The organism is Mycolicibacterium brisbanense (assembly GCF_001570425.1).
GTDB lineage: Bacteria > Actinomycetota > Actinomycetes > Mycobacteriales > Mycobacteriaceae > Mycobacterium > Mycobacterium brisbanense.
The window spans coordinates 23,441-49,558 of sequence record NZ_BCSX01000035.1 but is presented as its reverse complement, the minus strand read 5'-3'; the positions used below and the strand labels follow the sequence as shown (position 1 = coordinate 49,558).

20 protein-coding genes and 1 pseudogene are annotated in these 26,118 nt (G+C 67.5%); 6 read left to right on the top strand and 15 right to left on the bottom strand.

The annotated features are described in order from the left end of the window. Positions 1-49: 49 nt before the first annotated feature. From RMCB_RS19135 to RMCB_RS19095, 9 genes and pseudogenes are all read right to left on the bottom strand, one after another. Positions 50-1,639, bottom strand: a complete 1,590-nt coding sequence (locus RMCB_RS19135; RefSeq protein WP_062830054.1) for an APC family permease — start codon at positions 1,637-1,639, stop codon at positions 50-52. Positions 1,640-1,909: 270 nt separating this feature from the next. Beyond that, positions 1,910-2,572 carry a ThuA domain-containing protein gene (locus tag RMCB_RS19130; protein ID WP_062830053.1) on the bottom strand — a complete coding sequence of 221 codons (663 nt, stop codon included), beginning with the start codon at positions 2,570-2,572 and terminating at the stop codon, positions 1,910-1,912. Then, the gene (locus RMCB_RS19125; protein WP_062830264.1) at positions 2,569-4,020 is read right to left on the bottom strand and encodes an aspartate ammonia-lyase; all 1,452 of its coding nucleotides are present in this window, start codon (positions 4,018-4,020) and stop codon (positions 2,569-2,571) included. The genes RMCB_RS19130 and RMCB_RS19125 overlap by 4 nt, the downstream gene beginning before the upstream one ends. Beyond that, positions 4,020-4,571, bottom strand: coding sequence for a VOC family protein (locus RMCB_RS19120; RefSeq protein ID WP_062830052.1), 552 nt, complete (start codon positions 4,569-4,571; stop codon positions 4,020-4,022). The genes RMCB_RS19125 and RMCB_RS19120 overlap by 1 nt, the downstream gene beginning before the upstream one ends. 3 nt (positions 4,572-4,574) lie before the next feature. After that, positions 4,575-5,918, bottom strand: coding sequence for a histidinol dehydrogenase (gene hisD, locus RMCB_RS19115; RefSeq protein ID WP_062830051.1), 1,344 nt, complete (start codon positions 5,916-5,918; stop codon positions 4,575-4,577). Positions 5,919-6,023: 105 nt separating this feature from the next. Then, entirely contained in the window at positions 6,024-7,355 is a 1,332-nt protein-coding gene (locus tag RMCB_RS19110) for an MFS transporter (RefSeq protein ID WP_234792197.1), read from the bottom strand. Continuing rightward, a pseudogene (locus RMCB_RS19105) lies at positions 7,343-9,223 on the bottom strand (oxidoreductase); the annotation flags it as partial. The gene RMCB_RS19110 and the pseudogene RMCB_RS19105, both read right to left, overlap by 13 nt. A gap of 49 nt (positions 9,224-9,272) precedes the next feature. Continuing rightward, positions 9,273-10,880 (bottom strand): FAD-dependent oxidoreductase, encoded by a 1,608-nt coding sequence (locus RMCB_RS19100; RefSeq protein WP_234792186.1) that lies wholly within the window; start codon positions 10,878-10,880, stop codon positions 9,273-9,275. A gap of 135 nt (positions 10,881-11,015) precedes the next feature. Next, positions 11,016-12,581 carry a PucR family transcriptional regulator gene (locus RMCB_RS19095; protein ID WP_062830047.1) on the bottom strand — a complete coding sequence of 522 codons (1,566 nt, stop codon included), beginning with the start codon at positions 12,579-12,581 and terminating at the stop codon, positions 11,016-11,018. A 180-nt stretch (positions 12,582-12,761) separates the two neighbouring features. Here RMCB_RS19095 and RMCB_RS19090 point away from each other — a divergent pair, with 180 nt between their 5' ends. Together RMCB_RS19090 and RMCB_RS19085 are read left to right on the top strand one after the other, a co-directional pair. After that, positions 12,762-14,546 carry a thiamine pyrophosphate-binding protein gene (locus RMCB_RS19090; RefSeq protein ID WP_029368486.1) on the top strand — a complete coding sequence of 595 codons (1,785 nt, stop codon included), beginning with the start codon at positions 12,762-12,764 and terminating at the stop codon, positions 14,544-14,546. Between the two features lie 108 nt (positions 14,547-14,654). Beyond that, positions 14,655-15,512, top strand: coding sequence for a mycofactocin-coupled SDR family oxidoreductase (locus RMCB_RS19085; protein WP_062830046.1), 858 nt, complete (start codon positions 14,655-14,657; stop codon positions 15,510-15,512). A gap of 4 nt (positions 15,513-15,516) precedes the next feature. Here the strand turns inward: RMCB_RS19085 and RMCB_RS19080 are convergent, their stop codons facing one another. Further along, positions 15,517-16,530: an aldo/keto reductase gene (locus RMCB_RS19080; RefSeq protein ID WP_062830045.1), complete on the bottom strand. Its 1,014-nt coding sequence runs from the start codon at positions 16,528-16,530 to the stop codon at positions 15,517-15,519. Between the two features lie 123 nt (positions 16,531-16,653). Further along, on the bottom strand, positions 16,654-17,076 hold the full coding sequence (locus tag RMCB_RS19075) for a hypothetical protein (RefSeq protein WP_062830044.1): 423 nt from the start codon (positions 17,074-17,076) through the stop codon (positions 16,654-16,656). A gap of 29 nt (positions 17,077-17,105) precedes the next feature. Here RMCB_RS19075 and pdxR point away from each other — a divergent pair, with 29 nt between their 5' ends. Beyond that, positions 17,106-18,527: a MocR-like pyridoxine biosynthesis transcription factor PdxR gene (pdxR, locus tag RMCB_RS19070; RefSeq protein ID WP_063979642.1), complete on the top strand. Its 1,422-nt coding sequence runs from the start codon at positions 17,106-17,108 to the stop codon at positions 18,525-18,527. 9 nt (positions 18,528-18,536) lie between these two features. On the opposite strand, the gene RMCB_RS19065 is transcribed toward pdxR, so the two are convergent. After that, a complete protein-coding gene (locus RMCB_RS19065; RefSeq protein ID WP_062830262.1) occupies positions 18,537-19,253 on the bottom strand; it encodes an SDR family oxidoreductase in 717 nt (238 codons plus the stop codon). Positions 19,254-19,323: 70 nt separating this feature from the next. On the opposite strand from RMCB_RS19065, the gene RMCB_RS19060 reads away from it, so the two are divergent. From RMCB_RS19060 to RMCB_RS19050, 3 genes are all read left to right on the top strand, one after another. Further along, complete coding sequence (locus tag RMCB_RS19060) at positions 19,324-20,199, top strand: LysR family transcriptional regulator (RefSeq protein WP_062830043.1); 876 nt, start codon at positions 19,324-19,326, stop codon at positions 20,197-20,199. A gap of 74 nt (positions 20,200-20,273) precedes the next feature. Then, positions 20,274-21,626 carry a chloride channel protein gene (locus tag RMCB_RS19055; RefSeq protein ID WP_234792183.1) on the top strand — a complete coding sequence of 451 codons (1,353 nt, stop codon included), beginning with the start codon at positions 20,274-20,276 and terminating at the stop codon, positions 21,624-21,626. A gap of 36 nt (positions 21,627-21,662) precedes the next feature. Beyond that, positions 21,663-22,952: an HNH endonuclease gene (locus tag RMCB_RS19050; protein WP_062830041.1), complete on the top strand. Its 1,290-nt coding sequence runs from the start codon at positions 21,663-21,665 to the stop codon at positions 22,950-22,952. On the opposite strand, the gene RMCB_RS19045 is transcribed toward RMCB_RS19050, so the two are convergent. The 3 genes from RMCB_RS19045 to glmM are packed head-to-tail and all read right to left on the bottom strand — an operon-like array spanning position 22,949 to position 26,096. Continuing rightward, positions 22,949-24,391 (bottom strand): hypothetical protein, encoded by a 1,443-nt coding sequence (locus RMCB_RS19045; protein ID WP_234792182.1) that lies wholly within the window; start codon positions 24,389-24,391, stop codon positions 22,949-22,951. The two genes, RMCB_RS19050 and RMCB_RS19045, sit on opposite strands and share 4 nt — an antisense overlap. Positions 24,392-24,424: 33 nt before the next feature. Then, complete coding sequence (locus RMCB_RS19040) at positions 24,425-24,721, bottom strand: type VII secretion target (RefSeq protein WP_062830039.1); 297 nt, start codon at positions 24,719-24,721, stop codon at positions 24,425-24,427. 37 nt (positions 24,722-24,758) lie between these two features. After that, complete coding sequence (gene glmM, locus RMCB_RS19035; protein ID WP_062830038.1) at positions 24,759-26,096, bottom strand: phosphoglucosamine mutase; 1,338 nt, start codon at positions 26,094-26,096, stop codon at positions 24,759-24,761. Positions 26,097-26,118: the final 22 nt, after the last annotated feature.

Genomic DNA, 26,118 nt, shown 5'->3' with positions numbered 1-26,118 from the left:
CGCCGCCGGCGGACTCGAGGGAATCCACCGGCGGCGCCTGCGCTGGGCACTACTCGGTCGCGGTCACCGCCTGACGGTCGGGCTCGGCCAGCGGCACCTGTCCGGCGAACCGCTCCATGTCGTGCTTGGCGCGGTGCTCCCTGAGCAGGTCGGCGATCTCGATGGCGTCGCCCTCGGGCGCAGTCGAGTGTCGGTAAGGCTTGGCCACGACCATGTAGATCAGACCGACACCGGCAACGATCAGGAAGCCGATCAAGGCGATCCAGCGATCGAAGAAGTGCAGGCTCGGGTCGCCGTTGGGGCGGGCCAGCACGATCATCGACAGCACACCGTAGGTCAGGGCGCCGATACCCACCGGCCAGCCCCACTTGCCGAGCGACCAGTTGCCACCGGGCTTCCAGCCCTTGGCGCGGGCCCGCAGCGAGGCGAACACCACCATCTGGAAGGCGAAGTAGCCGGCCAGCATCTGGAACGCGGCCACCCGGAACAGCGCGTCGGGCAGGAAGTACAGCAGCACGAACAAGCAGATGCACAGCGAGGCGACCAGGACGATCGCGTTCACCGGAACCTTGCGACCGGAGATCTTCTTGAAGATGTGGGCACCGGGGAACATGTCGTCACGGGCGAAGGAGAAGATCAGCCGGCTGCCTGCGGCCTGCTGTCCCATGACGCACGCCAGGAAGGATGTCAGCGCGATGACGAGGAAGATCTTGGTACCTGTCTCGCCGAACGTATCGGTGAGGATCGCCGTGATGGGATTGGCGACCTTGTTGTCGACGATGTCCTGCAGATTGGGTGCGGCCAGGATGTAGCCGACGAACGCGAACAGTGCTGCGGCCCCACCGAGTATCACGGTGAGCATCATCGATCGCGGGATGGTGCGCGACGGATTGGGTGTCTCCTCGGCGACCTCGCCGCAGGCTTCGAAGCCGTAGTAGAGCACCAGACCGATGATCGCGGCGGTGACGAAAGCGCTCAGGTAGTCACCGTCGTGGGCGGTGCCCATGGTGTCGAACAACACCGAGAAGTTGTTCTTGCGCGCGAAGATCAACAGGTACAGGCCGACCACCACGATGCCCGCCACCTCGGCGGCCAAACCGACCTTGGCGATGGTGGCCAGCGTCTTGGACCCGGTGGAGTTCAGGGCCACACAGATGAGCACCACGATGGTGGCGATGATCAGCTTCTGCAGTGGCGTCGACGAGATGTTGGAATCCGAATGGAACAGTGCCAGTACGAAATCCGCGCTGAACATCGCGGTGGTGGTGCAGCCGACGACGATGCCCGCGATGTAGATCCACGACATGATCCACGCGTACGGGCCGTTCCACAGGCGCCGTGCCCACTGGTACAGGCCGCCGGCGATCGGAAATTGAGAGACGATCTCGCCAAAGACCATGGCCACCAACAGCTGTCCGCCCGCGGCGATCACGAGCCATAGGATCGACGGCGGCCCTGCCGTGGTGAGGGCCTGGGTGAACATCGACAGCACACCCACCATCGGCGACAGGTAGAGGAACCCGAGCGCGAAGTTCGACCACATGCCGATCTTCCGGTCGAATTTCTCTTCGTAGCCCAGCACGCGCAGATGGGCGTCGTCGCCGCTGAACGACCCACCCCCGCCGTTTGTCACTGTCATTGCGATCTCCTCGGATTCACGTTCTTGATATCGGATGATCTGGTCAACTCACCGGGCGGGTCGCACCGGCGCGATGACGCTGGATCCCGGGTCATGTGACTGCGACCACACATGAAGTCTGGTCTCCGGCGGCACCCACAGGCAGACGCACTTCGTGCAACCAACGGTGGAGAGATTTCCCATTGCGGGTACCGAATCCCATCGGAAATCCCTTCGAAACACGCACTGAACTTGCTGGTCAAACGGCTGATATGACGATGCCGCGGGACGTTACTGCCGCGCCGCCCACGCGATGCCCTGTTTGGTGAGCCGACGGACGTCGTCGCCGGCCAGGTCCTGCGGCGCATGGCCGACCGAGTGGTAGAAGACGCGCCCCTGCCCCCACTGGCGTACCCAGGCCACTGGACTCCTCAACCCGTCCAGCCACGGGAAGTGCTCACCGCTGAAGGTGGTCTCGGCGAGGACCGTGTTGTTGGGGTCGACGCTCATGTAGTACTGCTCGGACACGACGGGAAAGTCGTTGACCCCGTTGGTCACTTCGTGCTCACGGTCGGTGATCGTCACGTCGTACGGTTGCGGATATCCCTCGCCCGCGGGGTGGGCGAGGAAATCGCCGCCGAGCATCAGGTGATACCGCAGGCTCGACCGGAACGCGGCCGCCGCGCCATGCCAGGCCGCCACCCCGGTGCCCGCCTCAACCGCCGCCAGCAGGTGGTCCTCCTGGGAGTCCGACAGATCCTCGGTGGTCAGTGCGTTGTTCCAGCCCAGGATGATCAGGTCGTAGCCCGTGAGATCGCGGTCGAGGGTGAAGATGTCCTGCGACTCCTCCATGTCGAAGCCCAGTTCACCGACCACGAGTTCGCGGGTCCACTCGGCGATGTTGTATGGGCTGTGGCCGGGCCATCCGCCGTACAGGTACAGAACGTTGGTCACGCTTCGGACTCCTCTTTCGGTTGATCGGTTGACCGCGGGTTCAGCAGGGCATCGGGCGCCAGCAGCTGCGCCACGCGCTCGGCGGACATCAGCCCCTCGGCCACCACGAGATCGGGTATCGCCGCGCCGGTGTGCAAGGCCCGCTTGGCAATTCGTGCCGACTCCGCATAGCCCAGGTAGGGCGCGAGCGCGGTGATCACACCGATCGAGTTGGTCACCGATTCGGCGAGGCGCTGCTCATTGGCCGTGATCCCGACGATGCAGCGCTGTACCAGTGTTCGGCATGCGGCGGTCAGGTGTGCAGCCGAGGTGAACAGGCAGTGCGCGATGATCGGCTCGAACGCGTTGAGCTGCAGTTGCCCGGCCTCGGCCGCCATGCTGATGGTGACGTCGTTGCCCACCACCTCGAAGGCCACCTGGTTGACGACCTCGGGGATCACGGGGTTGACCTTGCCGGGCATGATGCTCGAACCCGCCTGCACCGCAGGCAGATTGATCTCGCCGAGGCCCGACCGGGGCCCTGAGGACAGCAGCCGCAGATCGCTGCAGATCTTGGACAGTTTCACCGCAGTGCGCTTGAGCACCCCGGACACCTGAACGAAGGCCCCGACGTCCTGGGTGGCCTCCACCAGGTCGGTCGCGGTGGACAGGTCGATCCCGGTGAGCGCACCGAGCGTGGCGCACACCCGCTCGGCATACCGAGGATGGGTGTTGAGCCCGGTGCCGATGGCCGTGCCACCGAGGTTGATCTCGGTGACCAGTTGCGCGGCCTCCCGCAGCCGTTGGGCGTCCTCGGCGACCATCACCGCATACGCGCCGAACTCCTGGCCCAGCGTCATCGGCACGGCGTCCTGCAGTTGGGTCCGGCCCATCTTCAACACATCGCGAAACTCGTCGGCCTTGGCACGGAACGCCGCAGACACCTCCTGCAGCGCGTCATGCAACTCCGACAGGTACATCTGCAGCGCGACCTTGATCGCGGTCGGGTACACGTCGTTGGTGCTCTGGCCCCGGTTGACGTGTTCGAGCGGATGCAGCCGGTGGTAGTCGCCGCGGGCCGCGCCCAGGTGTTCCAGCGCCCGGTTGGCGATCACCTCGTTGGCGTTCATGTTGCTCGACGTGCCTGCGCCGCCCTGGATGACGTCGACGACGAAGCTGGAATGCAGCCGCCCCGAACGAATCTCGTCACACGCCGAGACAATGGCCGCGCAGCGCGCCGCGTCGAGCAGACCCAGCTCGCAATTGGTCAGCGCGGCAGCCTGTTTGACCGCGGCCAGTGCATTGACGAACTCGGGATATGTCGACAGCGGGATGCCGGAGATGGGAAAGTTTTCCAGCGCCCGGGCCGTGTGCACCCCGTAATACGCCTCGGCCGGTACCGCCCGGCTGCCCATCGAGTCCTCCTCGATGCGCAGCTGCGGATCGGCCGTGAGGGTCACGTCGGGCATCACCGCCACGTTTCGCTCGGTGGGGCGACCCGCGCCCCGGGCAGACCATCGTAGAAGCCGCCGCCGGCACAACTCGTGAGCTCGAGCTGCATCCCCCACGGCGACCGGAAGTAGAACCAGCGCTGCCCGGCCACGGGAGCGGCGGGGTCGACACCGTTGGGGCCCTCGTGCACGACCACCCCGGGGATCGCCTTGACATAGTCGTATCCGGCGTCGATGTCGTCGACGTAGAACGCCAGATGATGCCCGCCGACATCGCTGTTGGTCGGCGGTGTGCGGACCTGGTTCGGTGCGTCGTACTCGAACAGTTCGATGTTGTGGTGCTGCCCGAGCCGCAGCATGGCCAGGGTGCACCGCGCCCCCGGGTCGACGCCGAGACGCCGGCGCATGCTGTCGGATTCGGCGTCGGCGAACGGGCCGTCGGTGAAGATCAGTTCAGCACCGAAATGGTCGACGAAGAACGCGACGGCCTCGTCGAGGTCGGGCACCGTGTAGGCGACGTGGTCGACCGACCGCATGGTCGGAACCTTGGGCTGATGGGCGTCGGTCATGTCTCAATTCTCCGACGACGCGGCCGCCGGAACCCGATCGAATCGGTGATCGGTCCACGGCAGATCGTCACCGCCGTACTTGGCGGCCCGCACATCGGCCGACCGGGCATGTCCTTCGAAGTTCTCCAGCCGGGCGGCGCGCCCGCACAGCCGGCCCAGCTCAGCGCTCGACTGCGCATCGGTGATCTCTTGGTAGGTCACGGTTTTCAGGAACTTCCCGACCCACAGGCCGCCGGTGTAGCGGGCCGCGCCCAGCGTCGGCAGCACATGGTTGGTGCCGATCGCCTTGTCGCCGAACGATACACAGGTCTTCTCCCCCAGGAACAGGGCGCCGTAATCCTGCATCTCGGCCAGCGCCCGGCGCGGTTCTTCGGTGAGGATCTGCACGTGCTCGCTGGCGAAGTGGTCCCCCAGCGCGAACGCCTCCTCGATGGTGTCCACCAGATGCACTTCGCCGTGATCGGCCCAGGAGACCGCGGCGATCGCGTTGGTGGGCAGGTTGACCAGCTGGCGCTCGACCTCGGCGATGGTCTCCAGACCCACCCGCTCGGAGGTGGTGATCAGCACGACCGGTGAATCCGGACCGTGCTCGGCCTGGCTCAGCAGATCGGCGGCGACCACGAACGGGTCGGCGGTGTCATCGGCGATGATGAGAACCTCCGTCGGCCCCGCGAACAGGTCGATGCCCACCTCACCGAACAGCTGCCGCTTGGCTTCGGCCACATAGGCGTTGCCCGGGCCGGTGAGCAGGTTGACCGGGTCGATGGTCTCGGTACCCAGCGCCAGCGCCCCGATGGCCTGTACCCCACCCAGGACGTAGATCTCGTCGGCTCCGGCCAGGTGCATGGCGGCGACGCTGATGGCCGGTGGAGTGCCCTGGTTGGGCGGTGTGGTGGCCGCGACGCGGGGCACCCCGGCCACTTTGGCGGTCACGACGGTCATGTGGGCCGAGGCCGTCAGAGGGTAACGCCCGCCGGGAACGTAGGCGCCCGACGCCGCCACCGGCACATGCTTGTGGCCGAGGCGCACACCCGGCAGTGTCTCGACCTCGATGTCGAGCATCGAATCACGTTGTGCCTGTGCGAAATCGCGTACCTGGCGCTGCACGAACGAGAGATCGTCGACGACGGTGCCGGGCAGGTCGGCGACGATCTTGGCGACCTGCGCCTCGGTGAGCCGGAAAGACTGCGGCGCCCACTTGTCGAACTGCTCGGAGTACCTGCGGACCGCGGAATCACCGTCTGCGCGAATGTCGTCGAGCACGCGTCCGACGGTGTCGACGACCTGCGGGTTGCTCTTGTGTGGTGTTCCGCTCTGAGCGGCCGGCGCCTTGAGAATGACCGACACGGTGGTTCTCCCTCGAATTGCACTGAGTGGGTAGCTGGCGCCGACGACCAGGGGCTTCGGCGTAGTTACCAGTCTCTGGGCAGCGAACGCCCGGTCACAGACTCACTATGTGCAAGGATCGACGGCTTCGCTGCGCACATTCGCCGCTGGCATCGGTGGCCGCACCGCACGCGCGCCCACGGTGCACACCAGGACCGCCAGCAGGGGAACCGCCATCGCCAGTCGCAGGGTCACCACGTCGGCCAGCCAACCGATCACCGCCGGACCGGCGAGGAACGCCGCGTAGCCACCGCCGACCACCCGGGAGAACTGCGTGGCCGACCCCAGGTTGCCTGCCGCGCTGAACACCTGGGGTATCGCGCCGGACAACCCGAGACCGAAGACGACCCAGCCGATCAGCGTCAGTGGTAGGGCACCGGAGAGCAGCACCACGGCCATCCCGACCGCGGCGCCGGCGCAGCCGTAGCGGATCACCGCCACCGGTCCGACCCGGGCGCTGACCCAGTCGGCGGTGAACCGTCCGACGGTCATCGCCGCGACGAACGCGGCGAACGCGAGGGCTCCGACAGCCTTCGACGTCCCCAGCGCGTCCTGGGCGTGCAGGCTGCTCCAGTCTGTTGCCGACCCCTCGGCGAGGTACAGCAGGAACGCAAGAATGCCCAGCAGGACGAACCGCCGGCGCGCGGGCGCTGCCCGTGGGGTGTCGCCGGGCGGTGTGGGCGTCGTCGTGTCGGGTTGGGCGCGTAGCAGATTCGGCGCCGACACCACGGCGGCGACGCCGCACACCGACCCGAGCACCACCGCGGTCGACGGCGTCGACCACCCTGCGGCCAGCGTGGCAGCACCGATCAACGAACCGAGCACGGTGCCCACCGAGAACACCGCGTGGAACGCCGACATGATCGGCTTACCGGCCGACTGCTCGACGACCACGGCACGCGCGTTCATCGCGACATCGGTGATGCCGGTACACACCCCGAACGCGAGCAGTCCGGCCGCAAGCGCCACCGCTGAGCCCGCGGTGAGCGGAAGCGCCAGTGTCAGGGCCATCGCCAGGGCACCCGCCAGCGCCACCCGTCCCGCGCCGAGACGGTCGACGAGCGGACCGGTGATCTGCATTCCGCCGAGCGCCCCTGCGCCGTTGAGCAGCAGCATGGTGCCCAGGGCAGCCGCGGATATCCCGGTGCGCTGCTGCACGGTGGGGATGTGCACCGCCCAGGTCGAGATGCACACCCCGAACCCGGCGAACAGCAGGAAGACCGTGATCCGCGAAGCCCTGTACCCGGTCACCGCGTCGCGGGCACCCGCCTCGCGGCGCGCTCGCCTTCGTGCACAGCCTCCATCATGGTGCGGCTGGCGACGGCGTCGCCGACCCGCTCGACTGTCACGCCTCGGTTCTTCAGCGCGAAGTAGAGCTCGGTCACGGGGCGGTGCCAGCCCGCCAGGATTACGGTGTCGATGCCTTCCAGTGTGCCCGTGGCGCCCTTCTCGACGATGCGCAGGGTCGGCCCGTCCACGGCCGTCATCGTGGTGAACGGATGTGTGGACATGCCGGACTCGAGGATTCGCGGCACCGCGAGGTTGGCGCTGAACGGCCCCAGCTTCGCCCCGACATAGGGCAGCGGTGTGAGGAACTCGACCTGGTGACCGTCGGCCTGCAACTGCAGCGCGAGCCCGATGCCCTTCCAACCGCCCTCGCCGTCGTCGACGATCGCGACGTGGTGACCGACGGGCTTGTCCTCGTCGAGCACGTCCCACACCGACAGCACATGGGGCTGATCGAGCCCGGGGGTGTGCGTGATGCCCTGGGCCAGGTTGCCCACGATGTCGGCCGCGGGTGCCGAACCGGTGGCCACGATGATGTGGTCGGGATCGAGCGCGAGTATCTCGTCGGCCGTCGGCGACCAGCCCAGTCGCAGATCGACACCGTGCTTGCCGATCATCACGTCGAGATGGTCGATGACACCACCGATCTCGGCGCGGCCCTTGATCTTCGCCGCGATCCGCAGTTGGCCGCCGGTGCGGTTGCGGCGCTCGATGAGGATCACCTCGTGTCCCTGCCTGGCGGCGGTCTCGGCGGCTTTCATACCGGCCGGGCCCGCGCCGATGACGACGACCCGACGCCGCAAGGTGGCCTGCACCAGGGTGCCGATGCCGAGCTCGAGTTCATACCCCGCCGCCGGGTTGTGCACGCACGAGGAGTGCGTCACGTTGAACAGCCGATCGATGCAGCCCTGGTTGCAGCCTATGCAGCGGCGGATCTCGTCGAGGCGCCCGGCTTTCATCTTGTTGACCGTCTCGGGGTCGGCGATCTGCTGGCGGGTCATGGCCACCATGTCGGCGTGGCCCAGCGACAGGATGTCGGCGGCGTCGAGCGGATCGTTGATCCGCCCGACCGCGATCACCGGGACGTCGACGACCTCTTTCACCGCTGCCGCCAGGCTTTCCCAGATTCGTTTGGGGTGCTGCATGTCCGGCACGTTCTGGTGTGCCTCGTTGTAGGTCGCCGCCTTGACGCACAGGTAGTCGATCTTGCCGGTGGCCGCGACCGCGGCGGCGATCTGCTGCGCGTCGCCGACTTCCAGGCCGCCCGGGCTGAAGTCGTGGCCCTGCAGGTTCATTCCCACGAGGTAGTCCGGACCCACCTCGGCGCGCACGGCGTCGATCACCCGCAGCACGATGCGCATGCGGTTCTCCAGCGAGCCGCCGTATTCGTCGGTGCGGTGGTTGGAGAACGGTGACAGGAACGACGCGAGCAGGTAACCCCCGTAGCCCGAATGGATTTCGACACCGTCCATGCCGCCCTGCTTAGCGTGCCGGGCTCCGATGGCGTGGGCTTCGATGATCTCCTCGATGTCCTCGGATTCCATCTCCTTGGGCATCTCGAGGTTGAACGGGCACGGGGTGTTCGACGGACCCCACAGGGCGCGTTCGGTGAATGTCGAATGTCCTTGCCGGCCACCGTGCCCCAACTGCATGACGATGCGGGCGCCGTGCTCGTGCACGGCGGCTGAGATGCGGCGCAGGCCGGGGACGATCTCGGGCAGCCACGCCCGCGGTTCGCCCGGGACGTCCTGCGAGGTCGGGTGGATCTGCGGGAAGGCCATGCCGATCAAGCCCGCTCCGCCGATGGCACGCTCACGGTAGTAGGCCACGTGCTGCTCGGTGGGCAGGTAGTCCTTGGCCATGCCGGTGCCGTGCCCGGTCATCACGACCCGGTTGCGGATCTGCACGTTGCCAAGGGTGATGGGCTCGAACAACGGGGCGAGCACGCGTGCGGTGTCGTCGGTCAACTCGTCGACCATGGTCATGGATCGTCAATTCCTCAGTGGGTCAGTAGATGTGCGAGATCTGTCAGGCAGTAAGCGCGCCGGAGCGGCCGAGCCGCAGGGCCAGCGCGGCCACGGTGATGGCCGGGTTGACCGCGGCCGACGACACGAACACCGAGCTGTCGGCGATCCACAGGTTGTCCACGTCGTGGCTGCGCAGGTCGGCGTCGACCACGCTGGTGGCGGCATCGGCACCCATCCGGGCCGTGCCGCACTGGTGCGAGGTCGCCTCGACGCCGAGGCTGCGGGTCATGACGATCGGAAACCCGGCCCGGCGCACCACTTTCTTCATGCGTGCGATCAGATCCTGGTGAGAGGAGAGGTTGGTCGCGCGTCGCGTGACGGTGATCTGGCCTCGGGTGTTGAGCGCGATCCTGTTCTCCGGCAACGGCAGATCCTCGGACTGGATGAACATGTCCAGGGTGTACTTGGTGACCTCGTCGAGGATCGGCATCGGCACCCAGGGCTTGCCCAGTTTGGCCTGCGGGCCGCGCAGCTTGCCGAGGCCCTGGACGTTGCCCAGCGGAAACCTGTTGTCCGGTCCGGCGAGATACCAGTCGTTGATGCCGATGGTCTTCTGGTAGACGGCCTCGTTCTGTCGTCGCGGATCGATGGCCAGGAAGAACGTGGTCACGTGGGCCATGTAGTTGCGCCCGACCTGGTCCGACGAGTTGGCCAGCCCCTGCGGATGCGCGTCGGAGGCAGAGCGCAGCAGCAGCGCGGCCGTGTTGGCCGCGCCGCAGGCGATCACGAACTTCTTGGCCCGTACCTGAATCTGCTTGCCCGCATGCACTATCCGGGCACTGGTGACCTGTCGCCCGGTGGCGTCGGTGTCCAGCCGGGTGACCTCGGCGTTGGTGAGCAGGCGGACGTTGCGCGACTCTGCGCGCAGCGCGGGCCGCACCGCGGAGACGTCGGCGTCGCCCTTGGCGTCGATCATGCAGGGGAACGAATCGCAGGTGTAACAGCGCACGCAGCCGCCGCCGGGCCGGTAGTCGATGGACAGCGGCGAGGAGAACGGATGCAGCCCTTGCTTTTTCGCCGACTCGACCAGCCGGGCCATGGCGCCCTCGTGCGGCACGCCCGGGAACGGGTAGTCGGTGGACCGCCAGGGGTCGGTCGGGTCCTCCCCTTTGTTGCTGTGCACCCAGAACATCTGCTCGGCCTCGCCGTAGAACGGTTCCAGGTCGGCGTAGCTGATCGGCCAGGACGGCGAGACGCCGTCCGCGTGCTCGACCGCATCGAAATCGCTCTCGCGGAACCGTGGCAGGGTCGCACCGTAGAGCTTGGTGCTACCACCGACGTAGTGGTAGTTGCCGGGCACGAACTCTTTGGCGGCGACGGTGTCGTACCACGCGGCGGAGTTCTTGTAGCGGCCCTTGGTGTGCACCGCGTCGAACGACCAGTTCTCGCGTTCCACCGGCAGGAAGTCGCCCTGCTCGACGATCAGCACCTCGGCGCCGCAGTCGCGCAGTGCGTAGGCCAGGCTGCCGCCACCCATACCGGACCCGATGATCGCGATGTCGGTTTCGACGACGTCGGCGGGGTCCGAGACGACTTGGGTCTGCAGCGCGGCCACCGGCGGTGACATCGGGGGCGTTATGGCCAATGGCAGGGATTTTTTCGGCAACATGTACGGGCTCCTCCGGGCTGAGAGGACGATGGGCTGCCCGCAATGCGGGTTATCCCAAATCTAGGAGCGCCGCCGCAGGGGCACGACCCGCAGAGTGCGCAGCATCCCGCCAGCGACTACACATTGTGTGCAACCTCAGCGATTCTCCTGCCGCTGCAGCAGGTCGTGGCCCCGCACCGCGAAAATGAGGGCCTGCCGCGTGTCGGGGTCGTCCAGGGACCGGCCGAGCAGGCTGGTGATCCGTTCGAGGCGGTAGTACAGCGTGCGGCGCTGGACATAGAGCTGCTGGGCGGCCTGCGATTTGTTGCCATCGCAGGACAGGTAGGTGCGCAACGTCGGCAACAGCGGGCTGGTCGAGTTGGCATCGTGTTTGAGCAGCGGGCCCAGCTCGTCCTCGATGTAGCGCGCCAGCTCCGGGCCACCGGCCAGCGAAGCCAGCAACCGCAGCACACCGAGATCGTCGAAGCGGTGCACCGCCTTGTCGGGTCGTGCCGCGGCCACCGACGCCGCGCTGCGGGCCTGGTCGACCGCGGTGTGCAGTTGCCCCGCGCTGACCGGGCGGCTGATGCCGGCGCGCACGTTGGCCGCTGACAACCGTTGCACCACTTGCTTTTCCGAGCTGGTTCGGGACAGACCCAGGATCGCCAGCGTGTGTTCGCCGACGTCGGCGACGACGGCAGGCACGTGCAGGGATCGGCAGAGTTCCTCCATGGCCTCGTCACTGGTGGCGCCCGCCGGGGTCTCCTTGCACACGTAGACCGCCAGCAGTGCTCGGTCCCGCAGGTCACGTCCTATTCTCATGGCCCTGGTCACGAAGGACTCGCCGGAGATGTCACCCAGCAACAACCGGTTCACCAGCGCGTTCTGCCGCTGCGCCGATTTCGCGCCGCTCTCGCGCGCGCCGAGCAGGGCGATCGCGATACCGTCGGTGGCCCGGTCCAGCGCGTAGCCGGCGGTGCCGGCCAGCGGGCTTCCGCCGTGCAGCACATGCAGCCAGCCCCAGCGCTCGCCCCGCAGCACCACTGCGCGCCGTGTGCAGTTGTGGGCGGAGTTGGCGTTGCTGACATCGCCGGCGACGGTGTCGTGGTCGATGCGGGAATGATGTTCCCATTCGGCGAGCACCGTGTCGGCTTCGGTCGACGGACCGGAATACGCGACGACCTGGCGGGTCGCGTCCTCCAGCACCACCGGATGACCGACCTCGGCGGCCAGCGCGTCGGTGAACAACACCGGGTCACGGCCGGCCAGCAGCAGCTGCATGAACGTGGCGTTGAGCCGTTCGTAGGCGCTCAGGTCGAGGACCCGCTGGTCGACGATCGATTCGTGCACCTGCGCCGAAACCTCGACGAACGGCAGTTCGCCCGCCAGCCCGACCAACGGGAAGCCCCGTTCGCGCGCCGCGTCGATCAACGGTTGCGGCATGGTGTCGAAGGCTCGCCCACTGATTTCGATGACCAGCACCGCGGCTTGTGCGTCGGCGATCTCGGTGAGGTAGCGTCGTTGCCGCTCGGGGGTCGACCCGATGCCCAGCCCGGCGGTCAGCAACATCTCGCCGCCGGTGAGAAACCGTGCGATATCGGGCACTTCGGTCGGATGGACCCAGCGCACCGTGCGGTCGAGGTTCTCCTCGCCGGCGTACACCTGAAGCGGCACGCGGCTGAACACTTCGAGCTGCAGCGCCGCTCGCACCGTCATCGCCATGGCTGTTCTCCGTTTCGCAGGGCAATTCGTCCAATGACAACACGCCGAATGCCGACAACTTGTGCAGTCACTTGCTCATCCGCTGCGCAAACTGAGTCTAACGACCGGTGTCGACCAGTGGGCAGACTGGCGTCAGGCTGTATCTATCCCGATAGTCACCCGACACGAAGGACACTCATCATGCCCAGGCTCAACGGCGGACAGGTCATCGCCCGCATTCTCAAGGAGTACGGCGTCCCCTACGTCGCAGGCATACCCGGCCACGGCATCTGGGGCCTGATGGATGCGTTCAACGAGGACGAGTCCAAGATCCCGTTCATCCAGACCTACCACGAGCAGAGTGCGGTCCATCTGGCCGACGGGTTCTACCGGGTGTCCGGCAAGCCGATGGCCGCGGTGACCTCAATCGGTGCGGGTGCGTCCAACACGGTGCTCGGGCTGGCCACCGCCTACAGCGATTCCACCAGCGTGCTGGTGATCACCGGTGGCCCGCCGCGCCACATGCGTGGCCGCGGTGTGCTGCAGGAGCTGGAACGCCAGAAGGACAACGGCTTTCCGCAAGTGGCAGAGGCGGTTTCGAAGCGCAGCTGGGTGGCCAACAGCATCGAGGACCTGCCGTTCATCATGCACCGCGCGTTTTCCGCGATGCTGACCGGCAGGCGCGGGCCGGCCCATATCGAGGTGCCGTGGGACCTGCACGCCGAGACGGCCGAGGTGAACTTCCATGATCTGGCCCGCCGGCTTCCCGTCGGGCTGCAGTACCCCGATCCGGAGGCGATCGAACGCGCCGTGGCGCTGCTGGCCACCGCAAAGCGGCCGGTGATCGTGGTCGGAGGCGGGGCGATCAGCGCCTACGCCACCGACGAGGTGCGCGCCCTGGCCGAAGGCCTGGACATCCCCGTGGTGACGACCTGGAACGGCAAGAGCGCGTTCCCCGAGGATCACGACCTGTTCGTCGGCAGTGTCGGCCAGACCGGCACCATCCACGGCAACTACCTGGCCGCCAACGCCGACGTGGTGGTATCCATCGGTTGCCGGTTCACCGACTGGTCCGCGTCGAGTTACGCCAAGGGACAATCGTTCTCGTTCCCGCCGGCCAAACTCATCCACATCGACATCGACCCGCACGAGATCGGCAAGATCTACCCGGCCGAGGTCGGTATCCTGGCCGACGCCAAGCCCGCGGTGGCCGCGATCGTGGCCTCGCTGCCCGCCAAGCCCGACCGCACCGAATACCTCGCCGAGATCGCGCAGCGCAAGGCCGACTGGGAGGCCGAGCTGGCCGGCCGCCGCGATACCGACCGGTTCCCGTTCACGCTGCAGCGGCCGTTGGCCGCCTTGCGCAACGTGATGGACCGCAGCGGCATCGTGCTGGTGGGCTCGGGCAACACCCAGGGTGCGGTCAAGCAGACGTTCCCGGTGTACGAGCCGCGCACCCACCTCACCACGGGCGGGTTCTCATCGATGGGCTGGCCGGTACCGGCCGCGTTGGGCGCCAAGCTGGCAGCCCCGGAACGTCAGGTCGCGACCATCACCGGGGACGGCGATTTCCTGATGACCGCCCAGGAGATCGGCGTGGCCATCCAGCACGACATCCCGGTGGTGTTCATCGTGCAGGACAACTCCGGCTACATCTCCATCCGCGGGGGCCAGCGCAACGCCACCGACCGCATCATCGGCACGGAGTTCAACCGGCCCGACGGCACGCCGTACAGCCCGAGTTTCAAGGCGCTCGGCGAATCATTCGGGCTTGAGTCATTCCGGGTGGATTCCGCGGCCGATCTGGAACCGACGTTCAAACGCGCATTCGACGCCAAAGCTCCTGTGCTGGTGGAGATCCCGACCGACCGCGACCTGGCGAGCCCGTTCGTGCCCGGTTGGTTGGATTTCCCGCCGCTGCCGCACATCACCGACGAACGCGCCGACGAGTACCGCGAGCGGCGCGCCAGCGAACAGCACCAGTAACACCCATCGCAGCTCCGCCATCCGTCGCAGTCGACGGGTGGTGGAGCTGTTCTGCATCAACGTCATTCACCGAGATCAACGTCATTCACCGAGCAAGGAGAACCGCACATGAACCGTCTCGACGGCAAGGTGGCAGTGATCACCGGAGCGGCGCGGGGACAGGGCCGCTCGCACGCGTTGCGGTTGGCCGAAGAGGGTGCCGACATCATCGCGCTCGACATCTGCCGCCAGATCGATTCGGTCCCCTACCCGATGGCCGATCTCGACGACCTGGCCACCACGGTCGACCTGATCAAGAGCCGGGGCCGACGCATCTTCGCCGCGGAGGTCGACGTGCGTGATCTGCCCGGAATGCAGGAGGCGGTGGCCGCCGGCGTGTCCGAGCTGGGCCGGCTGGACATCGTCGTGGCCAACGCGGGCACCCTCAACGACACCGCGCCGCTGTGGGAACTTTCCGAGCAGCAGTTCCAGGATCAGATCGACGTGAACCTGACCGGCGTATGGAAGACCATCAAGGCAACGGTGCCAACCCTGTTGCGGCAGAACGACGGTGGGGCCGTGATCCTCATCAGCTCGATCTCCGGGCTCACCGTGGAACTCAACGTCGGCCACTACGCGGCGGCCAAACACGGCGTCAACGGGCTCATGCGCACCCTGTCGGGTGAACTCGCGCCGTACGGGATCCGGGTCAACTCGATCAATCCGACCAACGTCAACACCCTGATGATCAACAACCCGCGCTACAACCGGTTGTTCGCAGGCGGCAAGGAGGGTGCGACCCAGGAGGATGCGCTGCCCGCGCTCACCGCGATGCACGCGTTGCCCGTCCCGTTCCTGGAGCCCATCGATGTCAGCAACGCCGTGGCGTACCTGGCCTCCGACGACGGCCGCTACATCACCGGCACCGCACACGTCATCGACGCCGGTGCCCTGAACCCCTTCAAGGCACGTCACCTGACCGAGTAGCGCGCTACGGGGTGGGCGCGTCGTCCCGGATCAAGCCCGCGTCGCGCAGGTCGACCCAGACCTGCTGCGGCACCGGCGATTCGAACAGCTCGGCGTTGCTGATCTGTTGGCGGTGGTTGCGCGCGCCGAGGCAGATGCTGGTCACCACCGGGTGCGCGTACGCGAACTGCAGGGCCACCGCAGGCAATGCCACCCCGTGCCTGCGGCAGATCCGTTCGAGATCAGCGGCTTTCGACAAGATCTCGGCCGGCACCGGGCCGTAGTTGAACCGGGCGCCGTCAACCGGACCGGTGGCCAGCACACCGCTGTTGTAGACGCCGCCCAGCACGATGCCGATACCGCGTTCGGCGCACAGCGGGAACAACGTGTCGAGGGGTTCCTGCTCCAGCAGCGTGTACCGGCCCGCGAGCAGGCAGATGTCGACATCGGTCGCCTTGACGGCCTCGACCATCACATCGGTCTCGTTGACCCCGAATCCGATGGCCCGCACCACGCCCTGATCACGCAATGACTCCAACGCCGGGAAGGCACTCACCACGGCCTGCCGGAACAGCTCGGGCTGCGCAGCCCCGTGGGTGTAGTGGTCGCAGTCGTGGATGAACAGCATGTCGAACCGGTCGGTGAGCATCCGCTGCATGCTCTGTTCGACCGCTCGCATGACCCCGTCGTAGCTGTAGTCGAATTCGGCGACGAACGGCGGGATTTCGAGGTATTGGCCGTTGGTGCTCGGCGCATCGATCTCCGGGCGCAGTACCCGGCCGACTTTGGTGGACAGCACGGTATCGGTGCGGTCGCGGTCACGTAGCGCATGCCCGAGCCGATATTCACTGAGCCCGTTGCCGTATCCGGGTGCGGTGTCGAAATACCGCACGCCCTGGTCCCAGGCCAGGTCCACGAGTTCACGAGCCTCGGCGTCGGTGAACACCCCGTTGAAGTTGCCGATCGGCGCCCCACCGTAACCGATCGCGGTGAATTCCAGGCCCGACCGTCCGTGTATGCGGGTATCCGACAGCTTCATGACGACCTCGCCTTCTGGAGGTCCGGCCGGTGCCGGACCTTTCCTTCCGACGCTACGGTCGCCGCCTGCGTCAGAGTCGACACAGATTGCGAAATTCTTTGTCCAACAACTGCACAACGATGGCTATCGATCGAGGATCCACCCACGGGCCCGCGCGACGGTGGCCGCGGGATCGAAGGATTCGGCATGCCAGGTGGTCGACCGGACCTCGCCGCGAGGGCCGTAGCTCTGCATGATGCGGACGTGGTGCGGCAGGGTGATGAAGCGCTGCAGGGCTTCCTCGTCGGTCCACACCGAGATCGAGCCCGTGCGACCGGGCGTGGGCATGCTCCACAACCACAGCCCGACGGCCCCGGGCATGGCGTACCAGCCCTCCCGCATGCGCATCCCGTGGACAGCGATGCCGGGCACGTCGCGTCGACGCTGCGCGGTGTACTCGGTGACGCTGACGACGACGGGATTGTCCGCCGGGTCAACAGGTCCGGGCATCCACGAGGTGACGAGCGGCTGGGCAAGTGCCCCCGAAATATCGGTGATCACGGTCATGGCATCCAGAGTGGCCGTAATATTGGTGCGTGTCAGGATCCAATCTTGACGGTCTTGAACAGACCAATTCTGCAGAGTCCGGTTTCCCGCCGGACCTGTTGCTCACCCTCGATCGGTCGTCACGCTCCGGCCTCGCCGCCCAACTCCAGCACCAGCTGCGCACCTCGATTCAGCACGGCAGACTCCCGGCCGGAACGCTGCTTCCGCCGTCACGCCTGCTCGCCGAACAACTCGGCGTGGCCCGCAGCGTCGTCGTCGCCGCATACGAACTGCTCGCGTCCGACGGCTATCTGACCACGCGGCAAGGGTCCGGCACCCGCGTCCGGCCGGTCGCCGCACCCCCGCCATCGCGCACCTCACCCGCGCCGTCGCGGTACATCCCGCTGCTCGGCGGCATACCCGACCCGGCCTTGTTCCCACGCACCGAATGGCTTCGGCACTACCGCGCAGCGCTCACCGAAACTCCCAATGCCCAACTCTCCTACCCCAATCCGCGCGGGACGCCCGCGCTGCGGGAGGCCCTGGTGGGCTACCTCGCGCGCGTCCGAGGAGTCGCGACGACACCCGATCACCTGCTTGTCACCTCGGGCCTGACCCAAGCGGTGACGTTGGTGGCCCGTGCTCTGCAGGCCCGCGGATACGACGCAGTCGCAGTCGAGGATCCGGGGTTCGCCTTCCATCGCGACGCGATCATCAACACTGGGTTGCGGGTCGTACCGGTACCGGTCGACGATGACGGACTGGACGTGGGCCGGCTGGCCGAACTCGACGTCGGCGCGGTACTTCTGGCACCCGCGCATTCGTACCCGACAGGGGCAGCGTTGAGCCCAGAGCGCCGGTTGGCGCTCATCTCCTGGGCCCGCCACCGTGATGCGCTCATCCTCGAGGACGACTACGACGCCGAGTTCCGCTACGACCGGACGCCCATCGGCGCCTTGCAGGGACTCGCGCCCGACCGCGTCGCATACGCCGGCTGTATCAGCAAGACATTGACCCCGTCCCTGCGTCTCGGCTGGATTGCCCTGCCGCCCTGGCTGATTCACGACGTCACAGCGCAGAAGCTCTACGACGACATGGGCAACTCCACGCTCGAACAGCTCGCGCTGTCGCGATTTCTCGAAACCGGCGGATTCACCCGCCACCTCCGCCGGGTGAGGCCCGTCTACCGGCGCCGCCGCGACGCCACGCTGGCGGCGATCGCCGAATCCCTACCGCAGACCGCACCCAGTGGGGTCGCCGCCGGACTGCACATCTATCTGCGTCTGCCCGCCGACACCGATGAGGAGGCACTGGTGATTACCGCGCGACAGCGGGGCCTCATCCTCTCGGGTGCCCGTGCTCACTGGTCGGATCCCGGCGCAGCGCCACCGGCCCTGGTGATCGGTTACGGCGGGATCGGCGATACGGCGCTGCGCGACGGCATCACACTTCTCGGCTCGATCCTGCCGTGACGGAAGTCCTCAGGACAGCGTGCTGCCACCGTCGACGGTGAGCACCACGCCAGTACCGAACTCCTGCTCCATGAGGTACACGTAGGCGCGCGCCGTATCTCCGGCCTCACCGATGCGTCCGACGGGTAGTTGACTGGCGAACTGGTCGTAGATGGCCTGCCGGTCCGTCTCGCTCAGCGTGTCCCACAGCGGGGTCCGAATCGGCCCCGGCGCAACGGTATTCACCCGCAGCGGGGCCAGCTCGAGGGCAAGCGCCCGCGTCATCGCATTCACCGCACCGCAGACCGCGGTCGGCAGCACCCCCAGCCCGGGCCGCTCGGCAGCGGTTCCGCTGGTGAGCGTGATCGATCCTCCCGACGTGATCTGTGACGCGAAAACCTTGATGGCGGTGAGGGCTCCGACGAAGCGGACGAGCAGGAAACTGTTGATCGCCTCCGGCGTCAGAGCGCTCAGCGGGGCCAGTGCCAGTGCGTCGCCCGCGGTGTACACCAGATGCTCGATCGCACCGACCTCGTCGACCAGCCGGTCGAGAGCGGTGGTGTCGGTGAGGTCGACGGTCAGGCCGCGGGCGCCGTCGGGCAGGGTCGCCAGTGCGCGGTCGACACTCGCCTGTTGCCGGGACGCGACGATCGGGATGCCACCACGCTCGGCGACGGCGGAGGCGACACCCAGCCCGATTCCGGAGGTGCCGCCGACGATGAGGACGCGTGCGTTCTTGAGGCTCATGGCTCCACCGTCCACGTGAGCGGCGCCCGCGTCCAAGACCCTTTTGGTCGAGTGTCGATACCCTGGAGGTATGGCCATGCCGGACCTCGACATCCGCAAGTTGCGGTACTTCGTCGCGGTCGCCGAGGATCTCAACTTCGGCCGCGCCGCACGGCGGCTGCACATCGCCCAGCCCGTGTTGTCGCGCCAAATCCGGGCATTCGAAACGGAACTCGGTGTGCAGCTGTTCGTCCGGGATTCGCGTGGCACCCAACTCACCGCGGCCGGCAACCAACTGCTGATCGACGCGAAGCATCTCTTGGACGAGATCTCCGCCGTGCAGCAGCGATTGCGCGCCGCGATGCCCACGGCCACGATCACGGTCGGGGTGTCGCCGGGTCTACGGGCTACCGCCGCCGCGGCGGCCTTCGAAGCTGCGGGCCCCCACCGGCGGGCGGTGGTGCGTCAGGTAGGCCTGCTGGAACAGGTCGAGGTGGTGCGCAGCGGCGAATTCGACGTGGTCTACGCACGCGAACCGTTCGATCACGACGGGCTGGGAACTGCGGCCCTGCTGTCCGAGCCACTCGACGCGGTGTTGCCCGCCGACGATCCCCTGGCCACCAAGCCGTCGGTGCGGCTCGCCGAGCTGCGCACGCGCAAGCTGCTCTTCGACCCCCAGGTACTACCCGAGTGGAAATCGTTGGCCCCGCCCGAACAGCGCTGGGCGCCACCGCGCAGCGCCATCCGCAGCGTGGAGGACAAACTCGAACATGTCGCCGCGCGTGAAGGTTTCGTGGTGCTCCCGCGATCGGCCACGGCCTACTACCGTCGCCCCGACGTCCGGGTGGTGCCGATCGAGGACCTCGAGCCAGGCCAGGTGAGCCTGATCTGGAATGCCGCGGTGGACAACCCGGTTCGCGACGAGTTCGTCGCGGCGGCCTTAGCGTGCCGCGACCAGACCATCTGATCCACGACCTAGCTCAGCTTTGAGACCCGTCGGCTGGTTGACTGTCACAGCGACACAGATACGGGGTGGGCAACGTGGACGGACAGGCAGGCCGGTGGTTACGCAGCACGCTGACCGGCTGGCAGAAGCCCACCCTGCGCCCCGTCGACAACAGTGGCGAAGGCGCAGAAGGCTTGGTTGGCTTCGTTCTGGCGGCGGCGATTGTCGGTGCACTGACCGGCCTGGCCGCCGCCAGCTTCCGGCTGCTTCTGGATCAGGCGGCCAAGTGGCGTGAATCGCTGTCCGGCTGGGCGCACGGCAGCTGGTGGGGCCTGATCGTCGTGGTAGTCATCTGCGCCACCTGCACGGCGGTCGCGGCGGCGTTGGTGGCACGCGTCGAGCCGAACGCCGAAGGCAGCGGCATCCCGCGCGTCGAGGCGGTCGTCGAAGGCCGAGCCGAGCCCGGCCGCTTCCGGATTCTGCCGATCAAGTACATCGGCGGCCTGCTCTCGCTGGGCGCCGGCCTGGCGCTCGGACGCGAAGGGCCGTCGGTGCAGATGGGTGGTTCGATAGCGGTGACCGTCGCGTCGGTGACCCGCCGGTCCCGTGCCGACTTGCAGATCCTGGCCGCCGGAGGCGCCGCGGCCGGCCTGGCGACCGCATTCAACGCGCCCATCGCGGGTGGGGTGTTCGTGTTGGAGGAGCTCGTCAAGCGCTTCGACCCCAGAACGACCCTCGCCACCCTGGTGGCCTCGGCGTCGGGATTCATGGTGGCCTTTCCCCTCGTCCATTCCGGCACCGATTTCCACATGCCGCAGCTGGACGCGCCCCGACTCGCCGACGCGGGCTGGGTGGTGGTGGTCGGCATCGTCACCGGCGTTCTCGCCGTGCTCTACAACAAGGCCATCATGTTCGGTCTGCACAAGGCCGACACCAGCCGCTGGCCCGTCGAAGTGCGCGCCGCAGCCATCGGTGGCGGAGTCGGCTTCCTTCTCTGGTGTGCGCCGGACCTCGTCGGCGGCGGCGACAACCTGACCCAGGAAGCGCTTCTGGGCCACGGCACGACGTGGGCTCTGATCGGGGTACTGGCATTGCGGTTCGTCCTCGGTGTCGCCTCTTACGCGGCGGGGACCCCGGGCGGTTTGTTCGCGCCGATGCTCGTGCTCGGCGCCGACGCCGGGCTCATCGTCGCACTGATGGCCGGCCACTTCATGCCGCATGCCGCGCCCGATGCGGCAGCACTCGCACTGATCGGGATGGCAGCGTTCTTCACTGCCAGCGTGCACGCACCGGTAACCGGTCTGATACTCGCCACCGAGCTCACCGGCACCACCAATCAGTTGCCACCGATGCTCGGCGCGTGCGCCACCGCGCTGCTGGTCGCCATGGTCCTCCGGTCGCGGCCCATCTACGGTCTGCTCGCCGACCGTGCTGCTAGCCGTAGCTGAGCGGGCTTGTCGGGGCGCGGGGGTAGTGTCGCTCATATGTTCGATATCGCGGTGTTGGCGCAGGTCAGCGAGGACGCTGATGAGGCTGCACTGCATCGGCGGATGGAAGAACTCGAGCGGGTGAAGTCCGCGGCAGCCGCCGGGCAAGCCCGCTGCGCGGCACTGCTCGACGCCAAGCGCCGCGCCGCCGACGCGGCCGCCGGGATACCGAAGGCCAAACAGGGCCGCGGGGTCGCCTCGGAGATCGCCCTGGCCCGCCACGATTCCCCCAATCGCGGCAACCGCCACCTCGGCTTCGCCAAGGCCCTGGTCGACGAGATGCCCCATACCCTGGCCGCACTGGAGTCCGGGGTGCTCTCCGAATGGCGCGCGACGTTGATCGTGCGGGAATCGGCGTGGCTGAGCATCGAGGACCGGCGGGTGTTGGACGCCGAGATGTGTGCCGACCTCACCCGGCTCGACGGCATGGGCGACGCGCGCATCGAGGCCGAAGCCAAGACGATCGCCTACCGCCTCGACCCGCAGGCCATCGTGGACCGGGCCGCCACGGCCGCCGAGGACCGCACGGTGACCATCCGGCCGGCACCGGACTGTATGACGCGGGTGACGGTGCTGGTACCGGTGCAGCAGGGTGTCGGGGTGTATGCGTCGTTGAAACACCGTGCCGACACCACGTTTGATGGCCGCACCCGCTCTCAGGTGATGGCTGACACGCTCGTCGAGCGGGTCACCGGCCGCCCCACCGACGTTCCCGAACCGGTCGCGGTCAATCTCGTCATGTCCGATCAGACCCTGCTCGGTGACGATGACAGTCCCGCGGTGCTCGAGGGCTACGGGCCGATGCCCGCGGCGGTGGCCCGCAACCTCGTGCGGGCCGCGGTGGGCGACAAGCGGTCGCGGGCGACGCTGCGGCGGCTCTACCGCCATCCGAAGTCAGGGGCGTTGGCGGCGATGGAGTCGCGGTCGCGGCTGTTCCCCAAGGCGCTGGCCAAGTTCATCGGGTTGCGCGATCAAACCTGCCGCACCCCGTACTGTGATGCGCCGATCCGCCACCATGATCACGCCCGACCGCACGCGGGTGGCGGACCGACCAGTGCACTCAACGGCCTCGGGCTGTGCGAGCGCTGCAACTACGTCAAAGAGTCACCCGGCTGGAGCGTGACCACTCATGACGAAAACGGGGTTCACACCGCCGAATTCGTCACCCCCACCGCAGCGCGCTACCACTTGACCGCCCCACCACCACCAGGCCCGGTCGAAATCTACGACAGCGTGACCGAACTACACGTCGCGATCACACTCGCACGCTGCCCCCGCGCGGCCTAGCCGCCCACCTGTGGTAGATCGTCCGCGGCGATCTCGCAGGGCGTCTTGCCTGCGGGTGCCGCTACCGGTTCGGCCGGCGAAACCGGAGCGACGGGTGGCGCGACAGTGGGAGCCGGCGCCTGCGGTGTAACGGGCTCGGCGGTATCCGCGGGTTCGGTGGGTTCGCCGAGCACTGCCGCCGCGTCCTCCTCGGGCGGCTCGTCCCCGGCAGCTGGGTCGCCCTCACCTTCGGTGTCCTCGTCGGCTTTGGCGTCCTCGTCAGCTTCGTCCGAGTCCTCTTCGTCAGGCTCGCCAGCTTCGTCGGAGTCTTGTTCGTCAGTGTCGTCGGATGCGTCCTCATGGTCGACCAGGTCTGAGGCATCGCCTGACCCGTCGGAAAGCGCAGTGTCGGTCGCGGGCGCGGATGCTCCGTCCGCCGACGATCCGATCAATCCACCGAACAGGTCGGCCAATTGTTGACCGATGCCGGACAAACCCGATCCGAGCCCCGTCAACCCGGCACCCGGGAGGCCACCGCCGGACGGGCCGCCCCACGCCGCAGCTGGATCGAACGCAGCAGGACTGGCAGCAGGGACGACGACCGGATCGGCAGCGGGCGATGCGAGAGGTGGTGCAGGAGAGGCGCTTTGAGGCTCCGCGTACGGCGCGCTGATGGGAGCTGCCCAGGGCGCCTGCTCCCCATGGCCGGCCGGCACGAACCCGGCGGGTATCGTGGCGGTACTGCCGACGGGCGGATCGGCCGGAACACCAGTGACCGGGCGCGGCGTCCATGACGGTCCGAGATCCCCCGGAATCTCGAAGACCGGAGCCCGTGTATCGGTGAGTGCGGAGATCGCGGATGCGTACGCATCGGACACCGCGGTACCCGCCGAGCGCATCGCGGACACCCACTGCTGTCCGATGTCGTTGTCCACGAACGGTTTCACCTGAGTATCGATCAGCTCGCTGGCGGTGTCACGATCACCAAGACCGGTCCGCACCGTGCGGGCCGCGGCCAACCAGGCCTCACGCTGTGCTGCGCAGCGCTCCGCGATCCGCTCGGTGACCGCGACCTTGCTGTCAACGGCCTGCCACAGCTGATCGCGCAGCCAGGCGACGGTTTCTGCTGCTCCGCGCAGCGCGACGACGGCCTGCTGGGCAGTGCCACCCTGACGGCGCAGGAACTCGCGCGCGGCCTGCGCACCACGCCCCTGCCACGCCTGCTCGAGTGCGCTGAGCTGATCGTCCTGCAGCCGCAGCGCCCGTTCGGCGGCCGCCACAGTTTCCGACAGCATCGCACCGTCAGCGGCGAGCACCCTCAGATCGAGGCCGTCCTCGCCGGCGTACCAGTCGTGCACCTGCCCCATGTGCACAGTGAGGTCCGGATGTCGGTAACCCAAAAGCCCACAGGCCCAGACCAATTCAGCGAAGGTCTCGACGGCATCCTGACCCTCATCCAAACGTGCTGCGACATCACCGGTTTGGGCCACAACTCAGCCCACCCGGGCAGCTGCGCCGGCATCGGCGGCGACGTAGCGGTCGGTGGTGCTGCGCAGTACCGCGGCCACCTCGCCTACTGCGCGGGCCCATTGGCTCAGCGGCGCAATCCGCTCGTCGAGCGCCGTCCGCAGCGTTTCACCGGATGCAGTGTGCTCCCGACCGGCCGTCGCGCCGTCGAACCGCAGTCGCACTCCCACACAGGACTCGACGATCTCGGCCGCGGCGTCATATTGACGTGCCACATCCAGCAGTGCCCCGACGTCGACGTGGGCGGCGTCCACTTCTCCCATGCCCGATTTAGACGCAGCGGGCCGCCGAGCGGTTCCCTCAGTTCTGTGCGCTCACCGACTCGGCCACGCGAGCTGCGAGCCGGTGGGCGGTGTCCTCGTCGGCGGCTTCCACCATCACCCGGACCACCTGCTCGGTACCGGAGGGCCGCAACAGGATTCGCCCGGTGTCCCCAAGCTGCGCCTCGGCCTCGGCGACCGCGAACTGCACCGAAGGCGACTGAGCCACGGTCGCCTTGTCGGCGACCCGGACGTTGATCAACACCTGCGGCAGGGTGCGCATCGGCTGCGCCAATTCGGCCAGGGTGGATCCGGTCTGCGCCATCCGCGACATCAGCCGCAGACCCGTGACGATGCCGTCGCCGGTGGTACCGAAACTGCTGATCACGATGTGACCCGACTGCTCACCACCCAGGGAGAATTCGCCGGCCCGCAGTTCTTCGAGCACATAGCGGTCACCGACGCTGGTGGTGCGGACCTCGATTCCTGCAGCCCGCATGGCCAGATGCAGGCCCAGATTGCTCATCACCGTGGCGACCAGCGTGTTGGACGCCAACTCATTGGCCTGCTGCATGGCCAGCGCGAGCACCACCATGATGGCGTCGCCATCGATCACCCGGCCCGTGGCGTCGACCGCGAGACACCGGTCGGCATCGCCGTCGTGCGCGAGGCCCAGATCGGCGCCGTGCTCACGGACCGCGGCCTGCAGCACGTCGAGGTGGGTGGACCCGCAGCCGTCGTTGATGTTGAGCCCGTTGGGAGCCGCGTTGATGGCGATGACGTTGGCGCCCGCCGCGCGGTAGGCCAACGGCGCCGCCGCCGACGCCGCACCGTGCGCGCAATCCACCACCACGGTCAGCCCGTCGAGCCGGGTTGTGACGGCCTTGCTGACGTGGCGCAAGTAGCGGTCCAGTGCGTCCTCGGCGTCCTGCACCCGGCCGATCCCGGCACCGGTCGGCCGCATCCCGGGACCGGAGTTGACCAGTTCCTCGATGCGGTCCTCGGTGGCGTCATCGAGCTTGTGGCCGCCAGGACCGAAAATCTTGATGCCGTTGTCGGGCATCGGATTGTGCGATGCCGAGATCATGACGCCGAAATCGGCGTCGTATGCCCCGGTCAGATACGCCACCGCGGGCGTCGGTAACACCCCGACTCGCAGCGCATCGAATCCTTCACTGGTCAGCCCGGCGATCACCGCGGCCTCCAGCATCTCGCCGCTCGCCCGCGGGTCACGACCCACGACCGCGACACGACGGCGTGCCCCACCTGCAGAACCCAACCTACGAGCGGCCGCGGAGCCCAGCGCCAGCGCCAGCTCGGCCGTCAGATCGCGATTGGCGACTCCGCGCACCCCATCGGTGCCGAACAGTCGACCCATACCCACAAACTTCTCATAAGAA

Excerpts from the sequence above, each read along its gene's own strand:
- RMCB_RS19100 (WP_234792186.1), bottom strand. The coding sequence starts at position 10,880 with ATGTTGCCGAAAAAATCCCTGCCATTGGCCATAACGCCCCCGATGTCA.
- RMCB_RS19095 (WP_062830047.1), bottom strand. The coding sequence starts at position 12,581 with ATGGCGATGACGGTGCGAGCGGCGCTGCAGCTCGAAGTGTTCAGCCGC.
- RMCB_RS19075 (WP_062830044.1), bottom strand. The coding sequence starts at position 17,076 with ATGACCGTGATCACCGATATTTCGGGGGCACTTGCCCAGCCGCTCGTC.
- RMCB_RS19060 (WP_062830043.1), top strand. The coding sequence starts at position 19,324 with ATGGCCATGCCGGACCTCGACATCCGCAAGTTGCGGTACTTCGTCGCG.
- RMCB_RS19125 (WP_062830264.1), bottom strand. The coding sequence starts at position 4,020 with ATGCCCGACGTGACCCTCACGGCCGATCCGCAGCTGCGCATCGAGGAG.
- RMCB_RS19135 (WP_062830054.1), bottom strand. The coding sequence starts at position 1,639 with ATGACAGTGACAAACGGCGGGGGTGGGTCGTTCAGCGGCGACGACGCC.
- RMCB_RS19090 (WP_029368486.1), top strand. The coding sequence starts at position 12,762 with ATGCCCAGGCTCAACGGCGGACAGGTCATCGCCCGCATTCTCAAGGAG.
- RMCB_RS19120 (WP_062830052.1), bottom strand. The coding sequence starts at position 4,571 with ATGACCGACGCCCATCAGCCCAAGGTTCCGACCATGCGGTCGGTCGAC.
- RMCB_RS19080 (WP_062830045.1), bottom strand. The coding sequence starts at position 16,530 with ATGAAGCTGTCGGATACCCGCATACACGGACGGTCGGGCCTGGAATTC.
- RMCB_RS19050 (WP_062830041.1), top strand. The coding sequence starts at position 21,663 with ATGTTCGATATCGCGGTGTTGGCGCAGGTCAGCGAGGACGCTGATGAG.
- RMCB_RS19085 (WP_062830046.1), top strand. The coding sequence starts at position 14,655 with ATGAACCGTCTCGACGGCAAGGTGGCAGTGATCACCGGAGCGGCGCGG.
- RMCB_RS19040 (WP_062830039.1), bottom strand. The coding sequence starts at position 24,721 with ATGGGAGAAGTGGACGCCGCCCACGTCGACGTCGGGGCACTGCTGGAT.
- RMCB_RS19065 (WP_062830262.1), bottom strand. The coding sequence starts at position 19,253 with ATGAGCCTCAAGAACGCACGCGTCCTCATCGTCGGCGGCACCTCCGGA.
- glmM (WP_062830038.1), bottom strand. The coding sequence starts at position 26,096 with ATGGGTCGACTGTTCGGCACCGATGGGGTGCGCGGAGTCGCCAATCGC.